This is a genomic window from Pseudolabrys taiwanensis (assembly GCF_003367395.1).
GTDB lineage: Bacteria > Pseudomonadota > Alphaproteobacteria > Rhizobiales > Xanthobacteraceae > Pseudolabrys > Pseudolabrys taiwanensis.
The window spans coordinates 3,347,577-3,366,777 of the sequence record NZ_CP031417.1 but is presented as its reverse complement, the minus strand read 5'-3'; the positions used below and the strand labels follow the sequence as shown (position 1 = coordinate 3,366,777).

13 protein-coding genes and 1 pseudogene are annotated in these 19,201 nt (G+C 64.9%); 9 read left to right on the top strand and 5 right to left on the bottom strand.

Features of this window, described 5'->3' with window-relative positions; all coding sequences use genetic code 11:
* Positions 1 to 73 precede the first annotated feature (73 nt).
* A complete protein-coding gene (locus DW352_RS16035; protein WP_115692282.1) occupies positions 74 to 1,492 on the bottom strand; it encodes a sodium:proton antiporter in 1,419 nt (472 codons plus the stop codon).
* Positions 1,493 to 1,709: 217 nt separating this feature from the next.
* Between DW352_RS16035 and nhaA the strand changes: the two genes are divergently transcribed.
* The 4 genes from nhaA to DW352_RS16015 all read left to right on the top strand — a co-directional run bounded on the left by nhaA (position 1,710) and on the right by DW352_RS16015 (position 7,017).
* Positions 1,710 to 2,903: a Na+/H+ antiporter NhaA gene (gene nhaA / locus DW352_RS16030; RefSeq protein WP_115692281.1), complete on the top strand. Its 1,194-nt coding sequence runs from the start codon at positions 1,710 to 1,712 to the stop codon at positions 2,901 to 2,903.
* Between the two features lie 69 nt (positions 2,904 to 2,972).
* Complete coding sequence (locus DW352_RS16025) at positions 2,973 to 3,461, top strand: RidA family protein (protein WP_115692280.1); 489 nt, start codon at positions 2,973 to 2,975, stop codon at positions 3,459 to 3,461.
* Between the two features lie 125 nt (positions 3,462 to 3,586).
* A complete protein-coding gene (locus DW352_RS16020; RefSeq protein ID WP_115692279.1) occupies positions 3,587 to 5,011 on the top strand; it encodes a patatin-like phospholipase family protein in 1,425 nt (474 codons plus the stop codon).
* A gap of 200 nt (positions 5,012 to 5,211) precedes the next feature.
* Positions 5,212 to 7,017: a cobaltochelatase CobT-related protein gene (locus DW352_RS16015; protein ID WP_115692278.1), complete on the top strand. Its 1,806-nt coding sequence runs from the start codon at positions 5,212 to 5,214 to the stop codon at positions 7,015 to 7,017.
* 91 nt (positions 7,018 to 7,108) lie between these two features.
* On the opposite strand, the pseudogene DW352_RS16010 reads toward DW352_RS16015, so the two are convergent.
* Positions 7,109 to 7,309, bottom strand: a pseudogene (locus tag DW352_RS16010) (DNA polymerase); the annotation flags it as partial.
* A 153-nt stretch (positions 7,310 to 7,462) separates the two neighbouring features.
* Here DW352_RS16010 and DW352_RS16005 point away from each other — a divergent pair.
* Positions 7,463 to 7,942, top strand: a complete 480-nt coding sequence (locus DW352_RS16005) for a hypothetical protein (RefSeq protein ID WP_162826999.1) — start codon at positions 7,463 to 7,465, stop codon at positions 7,940 to 7,942.
* A gap of 68 nt (positions 7,943 to 8,010) precedes the next feature.
* Here the strand turns inward: DW352_RS16005 and polA are convergent, their stop codons facing one another.
* Positions 8,011 to 11,031, bottom strand: a complete 3,021-nt coding sequence (gene polA, locus DW352_RS16000) for a DNA polymerase I (RefSeq protein WP_115692275.1) — start codon at positions 11,029 to 11,031, stop codon at positions 8,011 to 8,013.
* A 57-nt stretch (positions 11,032 to 11,088) separates the two neighbouring features.
* Complete coding sequence (locus tag DW352_RS15995) at positions 11,089 to 12,144, bottom strand: acyltransferase family protein (RefSeq protein ID WP_115692274.1); 1,056 nt, start codon at positions 12,142 to 12,144, stop codon at positions 11,089 to 11,091.
* 157 nt (positions 12,145 to 12,301) lie between these two features.
* Between DW352_RS15995 and DW352_RS15990 the strand changes: the two genes are divergently transcribed.
* The 4 genes from DW352_RS15990 (at position 12,302) to DW352_RS15975 (ending at position 18,519) form a co-directional block, all read left to right on the top strand.
* The gene (locus tag DW352_RS15990; protein WP_115692273.1) at positions 12,302 to 13,615 is read left to right on the top strand and encodes a UDP-glucose dehydrogenase family protein; all 1,314 of its coding nucleotides are present in this window, start codon (positions 12,302 to 12,304) and stop codon (positions 13,613 to 13,615) included.
* 133 nt (positions 13,616 to 13,748) lie between these two features.
* Positions 13,749 to 16,214 (top strand): ATP-dependent helicase HrpB, encoded by a 2,466-nt coding sequence (gene hrpB / locus DW352_RS15985; RefSeq protein ID WP_115692272.1) that lies wholly within the window; start codon positions 13,749 to 13,751, stop codon positions 16,212 to 16,214.
* A gap of 181 nt (positions 16,215 to 16,395) precedes the next feature.
* Positions 16,396 to 16,914 carry a TIGR02281 family clan AA aspartic protease gene (locus DW352_RS15980; RefSeq protein ID WP_115692271.1) on the top strand — a complete coding sequence of 173 codons (519 nt, stop codon included), beginning with the start codon at positions 16,396 to 16,398 and terminating at the stop codon, positions 16,912 to 16,914.
* A 105-nt stretch (positions 16,915 to 17,019) separates the two neighbouring features.
* Positions 17,020 to 18,519 (top strand): phosphomannomutase/phosphoglucomutase, encoded by a 1,500-nt coding sequence (locus tag DW352_RS15975; RefSeq protein WP_115692270.1) that lies wholly within the window; start codon positions 17,020 to 17,022, stop codon positions 18,517 to 18,519.
* 159 nt (positions 18,520 to 18,678) lie between these two features.
* On the opposite strand, the gene DW352_RS15970 is transcribed toward DW352_RS15975, so the two are convergent.
* Positions 18,679 to 19,137 (bottom strand): CopD family protein, encoded by a 459-nt coding sequence (locus tag DW352_RS15970; RefSeq protein WP_115692269.1) that lies wholly within the window; start codon positions 19,135 to 19,137, stop codon positions 18,679 to 18,681.
* Positions 19,138 to 19,201 lie beyond the last annotated feature (64 nt).

The following is a 19,201-nucleotide window of genomic DNA, read 5'->3' as shown; positions in this document are numbered from 1 at the left end:
TCTCCCACGGAAGCGGCTCTACTTAAACGCGAAAAGGTAAAGGTCGGGTTAGCATGGCCTTTTGGCCAGGCGACTAGACGAAGAACAGCCAGCCGCAGAGCAGGAAAGTGGGGATCAGCACGCAGCCGGACCACGCCATGTAGCCGAAGAACGACGGCATGCGCACGCCCATCTGCCGCGCGATGGCGTAGACCATGAAGTTGGGCGCGTTGCCGATGTAGGTATTGGCGCCCATGAACACGGCGCCAGCCGATATGGCCGCGAGCGTGCTGGCCATCGTCGTCATCAGCACATGCGGATCGCCGCCGGCCAGTTCGAAGAACACCAGATAGGTCGGCGCGTTGTCGAGGAAGGACGAGAGCGCGCCGGTCAGCCAGAAGTAGGCGATGTTGTTCGGCGAGCCGTCGGCATGGCTGATCATGGTGAGCAGCGGCGCGAAGGCGCCGTTCGATCCGGCGTGCAGCATCGCGATGACCGGGACGAGGCAGATGAAGATGCAGACGAAAAGGATCGCGACTTCGCGGATCGGGCCCCAGCCGAATTCGTTGCTCTCGCGGCAATATTTGCTCGTCAGCGTGAGCGAGAGGAACACAACGCCGACGAAAATCGCGTCGCGAATGAGGTTCTGAAGTTCGAACTCGATGCCGAATACGTGGAAGACGACGCCCGGCTTCCAATAGGCGCTCATGAGGATGGCGGCGATGACGACGCCGATCAGCGCCAGGTTGACGGTGCCATGCAGCTTGAGCGGCGAGTCGGGCGTCGGATCGAACGGATGGCTTTGGTGCTTCTCCTTGCGGTGCAGATAGATATCGAGCGCGAAGAAGAGCGCGAGCACGATGATCGCCACGAACAGCATCTCGCCGTACAAATGTTGGGCGGTCCAGAAGAAGTCGACGCCTTTGAGGAAGCCGACGAACAGCGGCGGGTCGCCGAGCGGCGTCAATATGCCGCCGATGTTCGAGACCAGAAAGATGAAGAAGACGACGGTGTGAACGCGGTAGACGCGGTCGTCATTGGCGCGGATCAGCGGCCGGATCATGATCATCGATGCGCCGGTGGTGCCGACGAAGCTCGCCATCAAAGCGCCGACGGCCAGCAGCAGCGTGTTCGCCGCCGGCGTGCCGCGCAGGTTGCCCTGAAGATAAATGCCGCCGGCCGCGACGAAGAGCGCAAGCAGCAAGAGGATGAACGGCAGGTATTCGAGCAGCAGCGTGTGCAGCAAAGCCTGCGCCGCCGGCGCGAAGCCGGCGACCACGAGAAGCGGAACGATCACGCAGGCGGACCAGAAGGCCGCGAACTTGCCGACATGGTGTTCCCACAGGTGCGGAAACAACAGCGGCCCGGTGGCGATCGACAATAGAATGCCCACGAACGGCAGTGCCCAGACGAAGCTCATGCTGCTTCCGTCGATGTCCGCGGCGAACGCGGTTTCGGGCACCATCGCCAAGCCGGCCAGTATCGCTGCCTTGGCAAGCCGCTGTCGGATCATCGTGTCGCCCCCACCGTTTTGTCTCGGCTTGCGCCGCAGAGCAGCGTTCGCACCCGCATGCGTCAAGTTGTCATCGTAAAGTCTCGCTAACAAGAACGGAGGCGCGCATCAACCGCGACAATTCGCGCTGCGGCGCAGCGGCTGCGCTTTCCGATAGGTCGCATTCCCGAGCGGATCGGGCTAAGAGTGCACTGACGGCAAGACGAGAACAGACGATATGGCCAAGGACGGATCCGAAGATCAGGCGGCGCGCTCGCCGTTGAGCGCGTTCACCAGCTTCTTCGCGCACGAAGCGGCAGGCGGCATCGTGCTGGCGGTTGCGACACTGGCGGCGCTGGCGATCAGCAATTCGCCTTGGCGGGACCTCTACATCGCCTTCACGCAGATCCGGGGCGTCCTGGATGTCGGCGGCCTGGTCGTCATCTCCAAGCCGTTGCTGCTATGGGTCAACGACCTCTGGATGGCGGTGTTCTTCTTCCTCGTCGGCCTGGAGATCAAGCGCGAGTTCGTCGAGGGTGAACTGGCGACGCGCAGCCAGGCCGTGTTGCCGGCGGTCGCGGCGCTCGGCGGCATGGTCGTGCCCGCCGCGATCTACTGGTTCATCAATGCCGGCGATCCCGAAGCGCTGCGGGGCTGGGCTATACCCTCGGCGACGGACATCGCCTTCGCCCTGGGCATCGTCATGCTGCTCGGGTCGCGCGTGCCCGCGTCGCTGAAGGTGTTCCTGACCGCCGTCGCGATCATCGACGACCTCGGCGCCATCGTGATCATCGCCGTGTTCTACACCGAGAACCTGTCGCTGACGGCGCTGCTGCTCGGCGTCGCCGGCGTGGTCGTGCTCATCGCGCTCAATCGAGCCAATGTCCGCCGCGCCGACATCTATATCGCGGTCGGTCTGGTGATCTGGGTCTGCGTCTTGAAGTCGGGCGTGCATGCGACGCTGGCCGGTGTGGCGACGGCGCTGGCGATGCCGATGCGCGACAAGAAAGACCGGCCGCTCGCCGGCGCGCTTGAGCATGGGTTGCATCCTTGGGTCGCCTTCGCCGTGCTGCCGATGTTCGCCTTCGCCAATGCCGGCGTTTCATTGCGCGGTATTGCCCCGTCCGATCTGTTGAGCGCGGTGCCGCTCGGCATCGCCGCCGGCCTGTTCGTCGGCAAGGCGATCGGCGTCTATGGCAGCGTCTGGCTGATGGTCCGCAGCGGCCTCGCCACGGCCCCTGCGGGAGCAACGCAGCGGCAGATCCTCGGCGTCTGCGTGTTGTGCGGCATCGGTTTCACCATGAGCCTGTTCATCGGGTCGCTGGCCTTCGAGGGGCTCGATCCGGGCTATATCAGCCAGCTCAAGATCGGCGTGCTGCTTGGGTCGCTTGTCTCCGGTGTGGTCGGCACGATCGTGCTTTGGCGCCGATAGCGCCGCGCCTTGCGTCCTCGCGCGGCGGTGTCAGGATCGGCCGCTCAGACGCAAGGGAGGACATGACCGATGACCGCGCCGCGCTTTCTCAATCCCAAGACGCTCGCGCCGCCGCCGGGCTACAGCTACGTCGTGGAAACGACCGGGCCCGCGCGCACGATCTATCTCGCGGGCCAGCTCGGCCTCGACCTCGATAACAAGCTGGTCGGCGAGCCGGGCGATTTCCGGGCACAATGCGTGAAGGCCTTCGAGAACCTCGAACTGGCGCTGAAGGCCGTCGGCGCCGGCTTTGCCGATGTCGTGAAGATCAACAATTATCTCGTCGACATGACGCACATCGGTGTCTTCCGCGAGGTGCGTGACGGTTTCTTGAATACCAAGACACCGCCGGCGTCGACCACTGTCGCCATCTCCCAACTGGCGCGGCCGGGTGCGCTGTTCGAGATCGAGGCGATTGCCGTGGTGGCGGGCGCGAAGGCCAAAGCCGCGCGCAAGCCCTCGGCCGCCAAGCGCAGCAAAAGCAAGCGCAAGAACACGAGCAAGACGCGACGCCGGTAAACGGCCTGAACATTTTTGGTCGTATAGCGCCTGACTGGTGACCGGCGCCGTGCCGGCTTATAGCATGGGACTGGCTGCCGGATATTTGCTCCTCGTCGCTGGAGGGCCGGCAGACGGGGTCAGGCATGCGGGCTAGGACATTGCAGGCTAGGACATTGCTGGCGCTTGCCATGGCGCTCGGCCTGGCGGGCTGCGGTACCGTGCACAATCTGCCGCTCAACGAGCCGTCGGCAAATCCGCTCTCCGGTATTCTCACCCGCGCTGCCGCGGCCGCCGAGCGTCCGACAGGACCGCGCCAGGCGCTGAGCGAAGGCAACGTCATCGCCTTGTCGTTTTCCGGTGGCGGCACGCGCGCCGCGGCATTCTCGTTCGGCGTATTGGAGCAAATGGTGCGCACGCCGTCGCCCGGCGGCGGTCGCGACATGCTCGATCATATCGGCATGGTGTCGGGCGTCTCGGGCGGCGCGATCAGCGCCTCCTATTTCGGTTTGAAGGGCCGCGCTGCGCTCGCCGACTTCCGTGAGCAGTTCCTGACACAGGATCTCATGGCGCAGCTGCGCACCGACGTCAGCCTGGTCAATATCGGCCGCGCGCTCGGCGGCGGCGCCAACACCGACGAAGCATTGCGGCAATGGCTCGACGCCCACCTCTATCACGGTGCGACCTTCGGCGATCTGATCGCGCGCGGGCGGCCGATCACCTTGATCAACGCCACCGACATCTACAGCCGCACGCCCTTCCTGTTCGTGCCGCAGTCGTTCCTGGCGCTGTGCAGCGATCTCAACCGATATCCCATCGCCGCCGGCGTTGCCGCGTCGGCGGCGGTGCCGGGCGCCTTCGCGCCGGTCGTGGTCGAGGCATTTCCCGACCAGTGCCAGACGCCATTGCCGCCGGAGATCGAGCAGGCGGCGAACAACCCGACCGCCTCGCCGCTCGTGCATTCCTATGCCCAGTCGCTCGTGCGCGTCCGTACCGGTGGCGTCAAATACGTCAAGCTGCTCGACGGCGGGCTCGTCGATAATTACGGCCTGAGCGGCCTCACGATCGCCTTGGCGCTGTCGGGCATGCCGTACGGCCCGCTGCAGCCGCGCGAAGCGGTCAACATGCGGCGACTGCTTGTGCTCGTGGTCGACTCCGGCCGCGGCCCGTCCGGCGACTGGGCCCATACCGTGGAAGGCCCGACCGGCAAGGAGCTCATCTCCGCCGTGGTCGACGCCACCATCGATGCCAATACACGTTCGAGCTATGCCGCCTTCGAGGCGAGCATGAAGAACTGGCGCGAGGAACTGGTGCGCTGGCGTTGCAGCCTGAAGCCGGCGCAGGTCGCACAATTGCGTGGCCGCGGCGGTCCATGGAACTGCCGCGACATCAAGTTCATGATCGGCCGCGTGTCGTTCGACCAGTTCGATGCCGCACGAGCCAGGCGCCTCAATGCCGTGGCGACCTCGTTCACGCTTCCGGTCGACACGGTCGACGAGCTGCGTCAGGCCGGCGGCGAGGCCCTGAAAGCCAATCCGACATTTCAGGCATTCCTGAAAGACACGCGGTGAGGGTGGCAGGTCGCGCGGCCGCGCGATAAAGGAGACGGGGGCTCTCAACCGCGCCGGATCCTGCCATGCGCTTTACCGGTACTGCCGACATCGCCAGCGCCCGGATCGACGTCGACCGCGCGCCGACGCCCAGCTGATACAGGCCGCTACGGCCTGCCGCGTGCGGGGCGCGTGACGAAACGGAAACTTCAAGGACGACGATGCGCGGCCAAGCCAAGAAGCGGCACCTCTCGGTCAATCCGGAAGACATGTTGAAGAGCTTGGCCGGATTGACCGGACCAAAGAGAAACACGCCTGTCGGAACCCTGCCCACGATCCCCTGGGACCCCCGCGCCGACCATGCGCTCAAGGGCTTTTACGATCTGCGCGCTCTGGCCTTGCGCTTTCTCGATACCGAGTTCGTGACGGCGATCAGGCCCGTGCATGCCGAGCAGGCGCAGATGTTTGACGCAGGGCTCGATGCCATGGGCTATGTCGCCTTCGCCACGAGCGAATACGCGACGTATGCCGGCATCCAGAATAACCTCGAGGCGCTGCACGGCTATCTTCTCAAGACGCCGAACCTCGAGATCATGCAGTACGACCTGGCCGTCTTTCTCATTGTCCTGCGCGCCGCCCGCGAGACAGTGCCGGCGCTGGCCGCCAGAACGCAGGATCTGGAGCCGCTGCTCACCGAAGAACGGATCTTTCAGCTAGCCGGTAAGAGACCTTCCGAATTCTCCAGGATGCTGCGCGGTCTCCTCAACAAGCGGCGGCAGTTTGCCAAGTTCTTCCATCCGTTGAGCGCGCTGAACGACGCGGCGGCGGCTTTCGTCGGGCTGCTGCAGCATGACCCGGACGAAACCGCTCTCGACTACCGCGCGCTGATGGACAGAATTCGCGCGGTGTCCAACAACGCCGGCGCCGGCACGAAGAAAGATCCCTCGGCGTCGTCCAAGCAGCGGGGAAGCGGGCGCAAGCGCGCCGCGCCGCGCAAGAAGCGCCACGCCGATGGCGAAGTGCCCAATCTCGATTATTACCTGCCGGTAGCCGACGCCGTCACCGATCGCGTGACGCGGCCCGATCAGTTCGCCAGCTGGCCCATCGTGCCCGCGTCGATCAAGGATCTCTATCTTCAGCACGCGCGCGAACTGAGCCGGGCCCAGAAGGCATGGGACCAGTACGCCAGGGAAACGTGGCCCGCCAAGTCGTCGATGCTGTGGCAGATCGTGGGCGAAGGCGGAAGCCGTCCGCTTCACCTCACACAGGCCGTCATCGATCCCTTCGGTCAGCCGCTCGAGGTCAAGCTGATCGAACAGGCGCAGCAGGAGCGCCAGACCGAAGCGATCTTTCTGTTCAACCTGTCCGTTTCGATGCAGGAGGGCGCGCGCTATCTCCTGAGCTTCATGATCGCCGACCGTTTCAGCGAGCTTCTCTCGCGCGGCGGCATCCCGACCGAGATTATCGGCCACACGACGACCGGAGAGGCGATTCCCCGGGTGACGGGGCGCAACCGCTCGATGCTCTACCTTTTGTTCAAGACGCGCGAGGAGCCGCACAATCTGCAGACGATCCAGCGCCTGTGCAGCGTCCTCGATACGCGCATGCACTATCTGAGCTATGACGGCGAAGCGATGATGTGGACTTACGAGCGGCTGAAGAAAAACCTCGCCAAGCATCGCCTGCTGTTCGTGGTGACCGACGGGGACATCAGCGGCACTTATATCGGCAAGAGAAACAAAGAGCTCAGCAACGCCACCACGAATTACTTTCGCGATGTCGTCGCGCTGATGGAGGCCGAGAAATTCGTCGATGTTATCGGCGTATCGATCAACGCCGATGTGGACGGCATTTTCAGCCGCGCGGTCCGCATCGATTCGATCGAGGACATTTACAAGAAACTGAGCCCGTACGTTCTCAAACTGCTGCGCGAGTTCAACAGCGACGAGGGTGAGGCCGCCAAGGCCCGTCGGTCGCGCATGGTGGCGCACCGCAAAGCCCGCGTGGCGGGGCAGGGGCGGGCGTAGCGCGCGAACGTGGAGGTCTTCGCCGTCATGGCCGGGCTTCTCCTGGCCATGAACGGAGGCGGAGCCCGATCGGCGCTCAGTGCGCCTCGTCCTAATTGTCGGCGGCCCGGGCGTCGACCTGCAAAGGCACGTTGAGAGCGACGGCCGGGTGGGGCGCCCCCTCCATGACATCCTTCACGATGGCGATGGTGTCCTTCACTTCCTGCTCGGGCACCTCGAAGATCAGTTCGTCGTGAACCTGCAGCAGCATGATCGCGTTCAACTTAGCGTCCGCGAGCTCGCCTTCCACGCGGCTGGGGCGGTGTGGTTATGCCGACTTTATTTGATATCCCGTCCTCCGGCGTCCAATGTCCGGCGACATCTTTCGGTCGCACGTTGTCGCCAGATTGGCGAGGGGCGCGGCCAGATGATGACCGATTGACGGTCTGTCCCAAGGAGGCAAACGATGTTCAAATCCCATAGTCAGATAGCGATCGCTTCCCTTGCTGCTTTGCTGGGTCTCGCGCTGTTGCCGGCGACGCCGGCCGCTGCGCTGACGATGAAGGAATGCAGCGCCAAATACGCAGCGGCCAAGAAGGACGGCACGCTCAACGGCCTGAAGTGGAACGACTTCCGCAAGAAGGAGTGCGCGGACAACGCCGCGGCCGCTGCGCCTGCGGCTCCCGCTGCGGCCGCTCCTGCTGCTCCGGCCGCGGCGGCGAAGCCGGCGGCCGCCCCCGCAGTGCAGCCCGCGGCGACGAACGCCGTCTTCCCGAAGGCCGTCGATCCTAAATACGCGAAGGAGAAAGCCGGCGTCGCTCGCGAAAAGACCTGCGTCGATCAATACAATGCCAACAAGGCGAACAACGCCAACGGCGGCATGAAGTGGATCCAGAAGGGCGGCGGCTATTGGAGCGCCTGCAACAAGGTCCTCAAGGGCGCCTGAACCTCGTCGCTCTGAGCTGATGAGCTGATCTGAAGCCGCCGGGACCGGGTCCCGGCGGTTTTTTGCGCCTAATGCGCCTCGTCCCAGTTGTCGGCCGCCCGGGCGTCGACCTGCAAAGGCACGTTGAGAGCGACGGCCGGGTGGGGCGCCCCCTCCATGACATCCTTCACGATGGCGATGGTGTCCTTCACTTCCTGCTCGGGCACCTCGAAGATCAGTTCGTCGTGAACCTGCAGCAGCATGATCGCGTTCAACTTGGCGTCCGCGAGTTCGCCTTCCACGCGGATCATGGCGCGGCGGATGATATCGGCGGCCGAGCCCTGCAGACGGGCGTTGATCGCGGCACGCTCGTTGAAGGCGCGGATCGACGGGTTCGACGCCTTGATGTCGGGATAGTGGCACTTGCGCCCGAACAAGGTGAGCACATAGCCGTGCTCGCGGCAGTAGTCGCGCGTCTCGTCCATGTAGTCGCGAATGCCCGGGAAGCGCTCGAAGTACTTCTTGATGTACTCGCCCGCTTCGTTGCGTTCGATGCCGAGCTGATTGGCCAGGCCGAAAGCCGAGATGCCGTAGATGATGCCGAAGTTGATCGCCTTGGCCCGGCGGCGCACGTCCGGCGACATGTCCTTGATCGGCACACCGAACATTTCCGAAGCCGTCATCGCGTGAATGTCGATGCCGTCCTGGAAGGCCTTGCGCAGGGTCGGCACATTGGCGACCTCGGCCAGTAGACGCAATTCGATCTGCGAGTAGTCGGCCGAAACCAGCTTCTTGCCCGGGGGCGCGACGAAAGCCTTGCGGATCTTGCGGCCGTCCTCGGTGCGGATCGGAATGTTCTGCAGGTTCGGCTCGGATGAAGAGAGGCGTCCGGTCGAGGTCGCGGCGAGCGCGTAGCTCGTATGGACCCGCTTGGTGTCCGGATGAACGTAGGTCGGCAGCGCGTCGGTGTAGGTGGAGCGGAGCTTGGACACCTGCCGCCAGTCGAGGATCTTGCGCGGCAACTCGTGACCTTGCTCGGCAAGTTCCTCCAATTCGCGCGCGGTGGTCGACCACTGGCCGGTCTTGGTCTTGCTGCCGCCGGGCAGGCCCATCTTGCCGAACAGGATGTCGCCGAGCTGCTTGGGTGAGCCGACATTCACCGGCGCGCCGGCGATGGTGTTGATCTCCTGCTCCAGCGCGACCTGCTTCTTGCCGAAGTCGTTCGACAGGCGCGCCAGCACGGCTTGATCGATGGCGATGCCACGCTGCTCCATGCGCGCCAGGACACGCGGCATCGGCCGCTCCAAGGTCTCATAGACGCTGACGACCTTCTCCGCAGCCATGCGCGGCTTGAGCGCGTACCAGAGACGGAGCGAGGCGTCGGCGTCCTCGGTGGTGTAGGCGGCGGCGCGCGCGATCGGCGTTGCCTCCGGCGTGAACCACGCCTTGTCCTTGTTCTTGACGTCGTTGAAGCGCGATGGCGCACGGCCGAAATACCGGGTCGCGACCGCGTCCATGTCGTGCGCGCCCTTGCCGGCGTCGAGCACGTAGGACATCAGCATGGTGTCGTCGAGCACGCCGATGTTGATGCCGCGGCAGGCCAGCACCAGCCAGTCGCGCTTCACATCGTGGCCGATCTTGCTGACGGCGGAATCTTCCAGGATCGCCTTCAACGCGTCCAGCGCCGCGCGCTCGGGAATCTGCCCGTCGCAAAGCTTGGCCGCGAACAGGCCGGAGGCTTCGTTGTCGCTGGCCTCGCGATGGCCGAGCGGCAGATAGGCCGCCTCGTTCGGCGCAACGGCAATGGCGAGGCCGCACAGCGCCGCCTGCATCGGATCGAGCGTATTGGTCTCGGTCTTGAGCGCCAGCACGCCGGTGTCGTAGGCGCGGGCGATCCACTTGTTCAGCGTGTCGAGCGTATCGATGACCTGATACTTCGAGGCGTCGAACTGCGCGCTCCGCAGCACCTCGACGCGCTTCGTCGCCAGCGAGATCGGCGTCAGCGTTTCCGACGGGCCGGGCGCGCCGATCTTCGTCGTGCGCGGCGCCGGCGCATCGAGCGCCAACTGACCCTGACCGCCGCTGCGGCCGGACGGTGCGGGCGCCGCCGTCTTGTCGGCTTCGACCTGAGCGGCGTCGACGCCGCTCTTCTCGGCGACGCGCTGCGTGAGCGTCTTGAAGCCCATCGACTTCAGGAAGGCGATGAGGTTCTTGTAGTCCGGCTCATGTACGCCGATCTCTTCGATCGGCACGGTGAGCGGCACATTCTGATCGAGGGTGACGAGCTTCTTGGAGATGCGCGCGGCCTCGGCATTGTCGATGAGGCTCTGGCGGCGCTTCTCCTGCTTGATCTCGGAGACGCGCGCGAGGACGGTTTCGAGATTGCCATAGGTGTTGATCAACTCGGCCGCGGTCTTCGGGCCGATTCCCGGCACGCCGGGGACGTTGTCGGTCGAGTCGCCGATCAGCGACTGAACCTCGATCACTTTGTCGGGGCCGACGCCGAACTTCTCGATCACCTGGGGGACGCCGATTCTCACGTCCTTCATGGTGTCGTACATGACCACGCAGTCGTTCACGAGCTGCATGAGATCCTTGTCCGACGAGACGATCGTCGCCGTGGCCCCGGCTTCGCAGGCGATGCGGGCATAGGTCGCGATCAAGTCGTCGGCCTCGTAGCCGGCGAGCTCGATGCACGGGATTTCGAACGCGCGCACGGCGTCGCGGATCAGCGGAAATTGCGGGACCAGGTCTTCCGGCGGCGGCGGCCGGTGTGCCTTGTATTCCTTGTACATCTCCGTGCGGAACGTCTTTTCCGACTTGTCGAAGATGACGGCGAGATGAGTCGGCTTCTCCTCCGGCTTCATCTCCTTGAGCAGCTTCCAGAGCATCGCGCAGAAGCCGTAGACCGCATTGACGTGGACGCCCTCGGGCGTGCGCGGCTCGAAGCGGATGGCGTGGTAAGCGCGGAAGATGTAGCCCGAACCGTCGACGAGAAAGACGTGATCGCCTTTTTTCACGGGTCGGATTGCGGAATCGGCGGGCGCCGGCGCGGTTTCCGCAGGCGTCGTGACGGTCTTGGCTTTGGTCTTGGATTTGGCTGTCGGCATGGCCCGAATGTGGGCCGTTACGGCGTCCGAATCAATGCGCGCGCGGTGCCTGTGAACTCATTCCGCCGCTTGTAGCGCCGGCTTCGCCTTGGGCTCGGCGAGGTGGAACCGCAGGGGCCGCTCGAACAGGAATTTTGCCGGTGTATTGCGGACCGCCCAGAACAGGAGCAGCGAGCCGATCACGCCCGAGGCGGTGATCAACACCGACATGGTGCCGACATCGAACAGATCGAGGCGCAACAGCAGCGTGCGCGATATCGCCATCGGCAGGAAGAAGGCGAGATAGATGACGATCGAATTGCGCCCGCAATAGCGCAGCGGTTTGAACACGTCGCTCTTGGCCATGAGCGCGGCGATGGAGACGACCGCGGCCGCGCCGATGAGGCCGAGCACGAGCGAGATGAAGGGCAGGGCCGCGACACCGGCGGCGACCGCCGCGCCGTTGACCAGCGCCCAGCCGAGAAGCCCCAGCGCGGCGAGGCCGGGCTGCGCCTGGACACGGGCCGTCAGCGCGAAGATGGACGAGGCGAAGATGTAACCAGTGTAGAAGAAGACGAAGCGGTTGGCGAACTCGTCGATCACCATCCAGCCGGTCTCGATATGCGCGATCTCGAGCGCCGCGCCGATCGCCCAGATCAGCGGCACCGGCACCCGGCGCGCCAGCTTCACCACGACGAAGAAGATCGGCAGCAGATAGATGAACCAGAGCGTGCCGAACGGATCGATGAACGACAGGAAATAGAGGCGGACGACTTCGGCCGTGCCCATGCTGGCAGCCATTCCCGGCGCCTTGAAGGCGAACTGGATCGTCATCCACAGGACATAGAAATAGGCGAAATGCACGACCTTGCGATCGAGATATTGCCGCCACGGGCGATCGATCACCTGCGCCAGGAACAGGCCGGAGATCATGAAGAAGTCCGGCATGCGGAACGGACGTGCGAATTCGACCAATACGTGCATCCAGCCGCTTTTGCCGGCCGCTTCTTCGACGCCGAGCGTCGAATGCATCATCACGACGAAAACGATGCAGAATCCCTTCGCGTAGTCGACCCAGTCGACGCGCGCGCGGCCGGGTCCGGCCGCTCCAGCGGGATCGGTGTGCAGTGCCATGGAACGAATGTGCCCGGAAGCGGTTTCAATCGTCTTTACGCGACTGCGGAATCTTGACGGTTTCGCGCTACCTCTCGCCTGTCCGGGCCGGCTCTGCTAAGCACCCCCAAGGGTCTTCGGTCCCGAATGATTAACCATCCCAGCAACGGACTTCCCCATGCGCGTCGCCATGATCGGCACCGGCTATGTCGGCCTCGTTTCCGGGGCCTGTTTCGCCGACTTCGGCCACGAAGTTATCTGTGTCGATAAGGACAAGGCCAAGATCGCGGCGCTCGAGCGCGGCGAAATCCCGATCTTCGAGCCCGGGCTTGATACTTTGGTCGCGACCAACGCGCGCGACGGGCGGCTCAAGTTCACCACGGAGCTCAAGCCGGCGGTTGCCGCCGCCGACGCGGTGTTCATCGCCGTCGGCACGCCGTCCCGGCGCGGCGACGGCCACGCCGACCTGTCCTACGTGTTCGACGCCGCGCGCGAGATCGCGGCCGCGCTCGAAGGCTTCACCGTGGTGATCACCAAGTCGACAGTGCCGGTCGGCACCGGCGACGAAGTCGAACGCATCATTGCCGAAACCCGGCCCGACGCCGATTGCGCGGTGGTCTCGAACCCGGAATTCCTGCGCGAAGGCGCCGCCATCCAGGACTTCAAGCATCCCGATCGCATCGTCGTCGGCACCGGCAATGTGCGCGCGCGCGAGGTGACGAACGACCTGTACCGCCCGCTTTATCTCAACCGCTCGCCGATCCTGTTCACCGAACGGCGCACGGCGGAGTTGATCAAATACGCCGCCAACGCCTTCCTCGCGACCAAGATCACCTTCATCAACGAGATCGCCGATCTCGCCGAGAAGGTCGGCGCCGACGTGCAGGAGATCGCGCGCGGCATCGGTCTCGACAACCGCATCGGCTCCAAATTCCTGCATGCCGGTCCGGGCTATGGCGGCTCGTGCTTTCCCAAGGATACGCTGGCGCTACTGAAGACCGGCCAGGACAACGAGGCGCCGCTGCGCATCATCGAGGCGGTGGTGTCGGTCAACGACGCGCGCAAGCGGGCGATGGCCCGCAAGGTCTCGGTCGCGCTCAACGGCGAGGTGCGCGGCAAGACGGTGGCCGTGCTCGGTCTCACCTTCAAGCCGAACACCGACGACATGCGCGAAGCGCCGTCGATTCCGATCATCACGGCGTTGCAGGACATGGGCGCCAAGGTGCGGGCCTACGATCCCGAGGGCATGGAGCAGGCGAAGGCCTATGTCTCCAACGTCGCTTTCTGCAAGGACGCCTATGACTGCGCGGCGGACGCCTCGGCGCTGGTGATCGTCACCGAATGGGAGCAATTCCGCGCGCTCGATTTCGTCCGCCTCAAGACCGTTATGGAGCGCCCGGTTCTCGTCGACCTGCGCAACGTCTACCGTCCGGAAGAAGCGGCGCGCCACGGCTTCGCCTATGAGGGCGTCGGCCGGGCGAGGAAGGCTTAGATTAGGAAGGCCTGGGCTTCTGTCGTCCCGGGCGAGCGCGCTCTTGCGCGCGAGGCCCGGGACCCATACTCCGCAGCAAATCTGCTAAGCCGAGGAGTATGGGTCCCCGCCTTCGCGGGGACGACAAGGCCAGATGCGCACCTTCTCTTCACCCCTTCCCATCGACGCCGCGCTGCCGGGGCTGGTCAGCGCCCTCGGTACGAGCAACGCCGCCGTGCTGGTGGCGCCGCCCGGCGCCGGCAAGACGACGCGCGTGCCGCTGGTGCTGATCGACGAAGCATGGGCGACGGACAAGAAGGTGCTGGTGTTGGAGCCGCGGCGGCTCGCGGCGCGGGCGGCGGCGTCGCGCATGGCGGCGACACTCGGTGAACAGGTCGGCGACACGGTCGGTCTGCGGGTGCGTTTCGGCTCGAAGGTGTCCAAACGCACGCGGATCGAAGTGGTCACCGAAGGCATCTTCACCCGGCTGGTGCTGGACGACCCTTCCCTCGACGGCATCGCCGCCGTGCTCTTCGACGAATTCCATGAGCGTTCGCTCGACGCCGATCTCGGTCTCGCTTTGGCGCGCGACGCGCAACAGGGGCTGCGCGAGGACCTCAGGCTGCTGGTCATGTCAGCGACGCTCGACGGTGCGCGTGTCGCCTCGCTCCTCGGCAATGCGCCGGTGGTGGAGAGCGAGGGTCGCGCCTTTCCGGTCGAGACGCGTTATCTCGGCCGCGATCCGCGGGCGCGCATCGAGAACCAGGTGGCGGACGCGGTCGAACGTGCGCTGCGCGCTGAGCCCGGCTCTTTGCTCGTCTTCCTGCCGGGCGCCGGCGAAATCCGCCGCGCCGAAACGCTTCTGAAAGAACGCGTGCGCGATCCATCGGTCGACGTCGTCGCGTTGTTTGGCGCGCTCGACATGCGCGATCAGGACCGCGCCATCGCGCCGGCGCCGGCCGGTCGCCGCAAGGTGGTGCTGGCAACCTCGATCGCCGAAACGTCTCTGACCATCGAAGGCGTGCGCGTGGTGATCGACAGCGGCCTGTCGCGCGTGCCGCGCTACGAGCCCGATGTCGGCATCACGCGACTCGAGACGGTGCGCGTGTCGCGCGCGGCCGCCGACCAGCGCCGCGGCCGCGCCGGCCGCACCGAGCCGGGTGTGTGCTACCGTTTGTGGGACGAGCCGCAGACCGGTTCGCTCGAAGCCTATACGCGGCCGGTGATTCTGTCCGCCGACCTGTCGAGCTTCGTGCTCGATCTCGCGCAATGGGGCGCGACGGATCCCAGCACGCTCGCCTTCCTCGATCAGCCGCCGTCGGCGGCGCTCAGTGAAGCCAAGACGTTGCTCACGGAACTCAACGCGATCGATGCGCAAGGCCGCATCACCGAGGAAGGGCGCAAGCTGCGCCAATTGCCGTTGCCGCCGCGGCTGGCGCGCATGGTGGTCGACGCGGCGGCCGAAGGCGCCGGCGACATGGCGGCGACCGTCGCCGCGATCGTCACCGAGCGCGGGCTCGGCGGCGATGACGTCAATCTCGAGCACCGCCTCGACCAATTCCGGCGTGATCGCTCCAAGCGCGCCGAGGACGCGCGCGCGATGGTGAAGCGGTGGGCCGACACGGCCGGCGGCCGCGGTGCCGGCGAAATATCGGCAGGGGAGATCCTTGCCCTCGGCTATCCCGATCGCATCGCCAAAAGCCGTGGCGGCGGCACGGGCGCTTTCCTGCTGGCCAATGGCCGCGGCGGCAACGTCGATCCGGCGTCATCGCTCGCGCGCGAGGCATTCCTGGCCGTCGCCGAACTCACCGGCGCGGCGGTGCAGAGCCGCATCCTCCTGGCGGCGCCGATCACGCTGCCCGAGATCGAAGCACGCTTCGGCGGCAAGATCGAAGATCGCGACGCCGTCACTTTCGACAATGGCTCGGCATCGCTGCGCGCCCGCCGCACACGCCGGCTGGGCGCGCTGGTGTTGGCCGAGCAGATCAAGCAAGTGTCGCCCGACGCCGACACGGCGCGCACTTTGGCGCAAGGCATCGTCTCGCTGGGCCTCGACAAATTGCCGTGGAGCAAAGCGGCGCTGCAATTCCGCAAGCGCGTTGGCTTCCTGCGCAAAGCGGAAGGAGACGAATGGCCGGACCTTTCCAACGAGGGTCTTGCGCTCAACACCGCCGACTGGCTCGAGCCGATCTTGATCGATAAGACGTCGCGCAGCCAGATCGGCGCGGATGAATTGTCCGACGCGGTGATGGGGCCGGTGCCATGGAATTTGCGCCGCCGTCTCGACGAGGAAGCGCCGACGCATTTCACCGCGCCGACCGGCACGGCAGTGCCGATCGACTACGAGGCGGAGCAGGGGCCGACGATTTCGATCCGCGTGCAGGAGTTGTTCGGGCTGTCGAAGCATCCGTCGATCGCCGACGGCCGTGTGCCGCTGGTGATCGAACTCCTCTCGCCGGGGCACAAGCCGGTGCAGATCACGCGCGACCTGCCGGGCTTCTGGCACGGCAGCTATGCCGATGTCCGCGTCGAGATGCGTGGCCGCTATCCGCGTCATCCCTGGCCAGCCGATCCAGCCAATGCGCCGCCCACCCGCCGCGCCAAGCCGCGCGGGCAATAACGAGCGCTGTCATTCCGAGGGCCAAGCGAAGCGAGGCGGCCCGGCATGACAGAGCGGGTTCATTAAAATTGTCGACATCCGCTTAAGCGATTGGTCAGCATGCCAGGGCGCCCGGTGCTGGCGTTAAGCCCGCGTTGGCAGGGCCCATGGCAGGACACCGCCGCCACCAACGGGCCTTGTCATGCGCCAGATACTGATCCTCGCCGTCGCCGTGCTGCTCATCGGCGGTTATGTCGCCCGCTACGCCGACAAGGCGGTTACCGCCGGCGAACCTGCGCAGGCCGCGACGCGCCAGGCTGTTAACGAGCCGCGTCAGCCGGTAACATCCGGCCGCAGCATGATGCTGAACGCCGACCGTATGGGTCACTTCAAGGTCGAGGCGCGGATCGATGGACGCTTCGTCGATTTCATGGTCGACACCGGCGCTTCGACCGTGGCGCTGCGTGAGAGCGATGCCGCGCGGATCGGCATCCGTCCACGGCCGGTCGACTACGTGGCCGTCGTCTCCACTGCCAACGGCAAGGTCAAGGCCGCGCCGATGAAGCTCGAGCGGATCGAGGTCGGCGGTATCACCGTCTACGACGTACAAGCGCTGGTGCTGCCCGACAGGGCGCTCGATACGAACCTGCTCGGCGTCTCATTCCTGTCGCGTCTCAAGCGTTATGAATATGCTGGCGGACGCATGGTGCTGGAGCAATAGCTTCCCGGCCATCTTCCGACCTAAGTCGCACGGCACTTTGCCGTCGGTTCCGCGTTGAGGTATGGAACTCCCCGCCCGCTTTACTTTTCCATTTCGAGGACCTTGATGTTTCCGACGCCGAAATCCGCGCTCACGCCAAATACTTACGACTACGAATCCTCGCCGCTCGTGAAACCGACCGGCTTTCGCGAATACGACGCACGCTGGCTCCTTGAAAAAGAACTCAACCTCATGGGCGCGCAGGCGCTGGGGATGGGTCTTGGCACGATGATCCGCGAGATGGGCATCAAGGCGGAGATCGTGACGGGCCACGATTTTCGCAGCTACTCCGCGTCGGTGAAGATGGCGCTGATCTCCGGCCTGATGGCGGCCGGCTGCAAGGTTTACGACATCGGTCTTGCGATCACGCCGATGGCCTATTTCGCGCAGTTCGAACTGGACGTGCCGTGCGTTGCGATGGTGACCGCCTCGCACAACGACAATGGCTGGACCGGCGTGAAGATGGGCGCCAACCGGCCGCTTACCTTCGGCCCCACGGAAATGACGCGGCTGAAGGAAATCGTGCTTGGCGCACAGTTCAATCTCAGCGGCGGCGGCTCCTACGAGTTCGTCGAGAATTTCCCCGAACGCTATATCGCCGATCTCACCAAGCGTCCGAAGATCAAGCGCAAGCTCAAGGTCGTGGCGGCCTGCGGCAACGGCACGGCGGGCGCGTTCGCGCCGCGCATTCTCGAAGCGGTTGGTTGCGAAGTGGTGCCGCTCGATTGCAATCTCGATCACACCTTTCCGCGCTACAATCCCAACACCGAAGACATGCAGATGCTGCATGCGATGCGTGACGCCGTGCTCATGCACAAGGCGGACGTCGCGCTCGGCTTCGACGGCGACGGCGATCGCTGCGGCGTGGTCGACAACGAAGGCGAGGAGATCTTCGCCGACAAGGTCGGCGTGATGCTGGCGCGCGACATGTCGGCGCTGCACAAGAATTCGACCTTCGTCGTCGACGTGAAGTCGACCGGCCTGTTCCTCACCGATCCGGTGCTGAAGGTGAACGGTGTCAAGGTCGATTACTGGAAGACCGGCCATTCCTACATCAAGCGCCGCGTCAACGAACTCGGCGCGGTCGCGGGCTTCGAGAAGTCAGGCCACTTCTTCTTCAACAAGCCGTTCGGCCGTGGCTATGACGACGGCATGATCTTCGGTCTTGCGGTCTGCGACATGCTCGACCGCAACCCCGACAAGTCCATGGCGGACCTGCGCAAGGCGCTGCCGAAGACCTGGGGCTCGCCGACCATGTCGCCGCATTGCGACGACGAGAAGAAGTACGGCGTTGTCGATGCGGTGGTGAAGCACTTCCAGGATGCGAAGGCGAAGGGCGATCAGGTCGCCGGTCAGCCGATCCGCGAGCTCGTCACCGTCAATGGCGTGCGCGTCACGGTCGAGGACGGCACTTGGGGCCTGGTGCGCGCCTCGTCGAACAAGCCGGAGCTGGTGGTCGTGGTCGAAAGCCCGGCGTCGGAGCAGCGCATGCGCGACATGTTCAAGGCGATCGACGGCGTGCTGCGCACGCATCCGGAAGTCGGCGAATACAATCAGACGATTTAAAGCTCGGGCGTTTGTTCGCGCTGTCATTGCCGGGCTTGACCCGGCAATCCATGATTCAGACTCCACAAGCGAGCCAGTAATGACGTGCTTGCGGGGCGTCATCATGGATGCCCGGGTCAAGCCCGGGCATGACGCTGTGCGTGCGGCGCGCGTTTGGGTCTATCCCCAATACCGTCCCGTGCCGCCGATCACGGCCACGATCAGCCCTAGCGGCAGGTTGACCATGATGATCTGGCGGATGCGGTTGAGCTGCGGTCCGGCCGTGCGCCAGTCCTGCGCGTCGACGGCACGCTTGAACTTCAGCCACGGGCCGTGGAACAGCCACAGGAACAGTACCGCCATCAGGATCGCGACGGTCTGCATCAGGTTGATGTACAGCGGCGCGTGGGCAAAGCCGCCGAAGCTTGTCACCAGCATCCAATAGCCGCTGGCGAACAGCAGTACGAGCGAGACCCACACCCAGGGGAAAAACTTGGCGAAGAAGCGCCGCCACAGCGCCAGCCGTTGCGGCGGCTCCAGCGCGCCGGTGGCCGGACGCAGGCACATATAGGCGGCGAACATTCCGCCGACCCAGACGACGGCGCTGAGCATGTGCAAGGAAAGAAGAAGGACGAGCATGGTGGCCTCTCGATGGCCTCTTAATGGCCTCTTGGAACCGAAGGCGCGCAGCATAAGCGGGAAG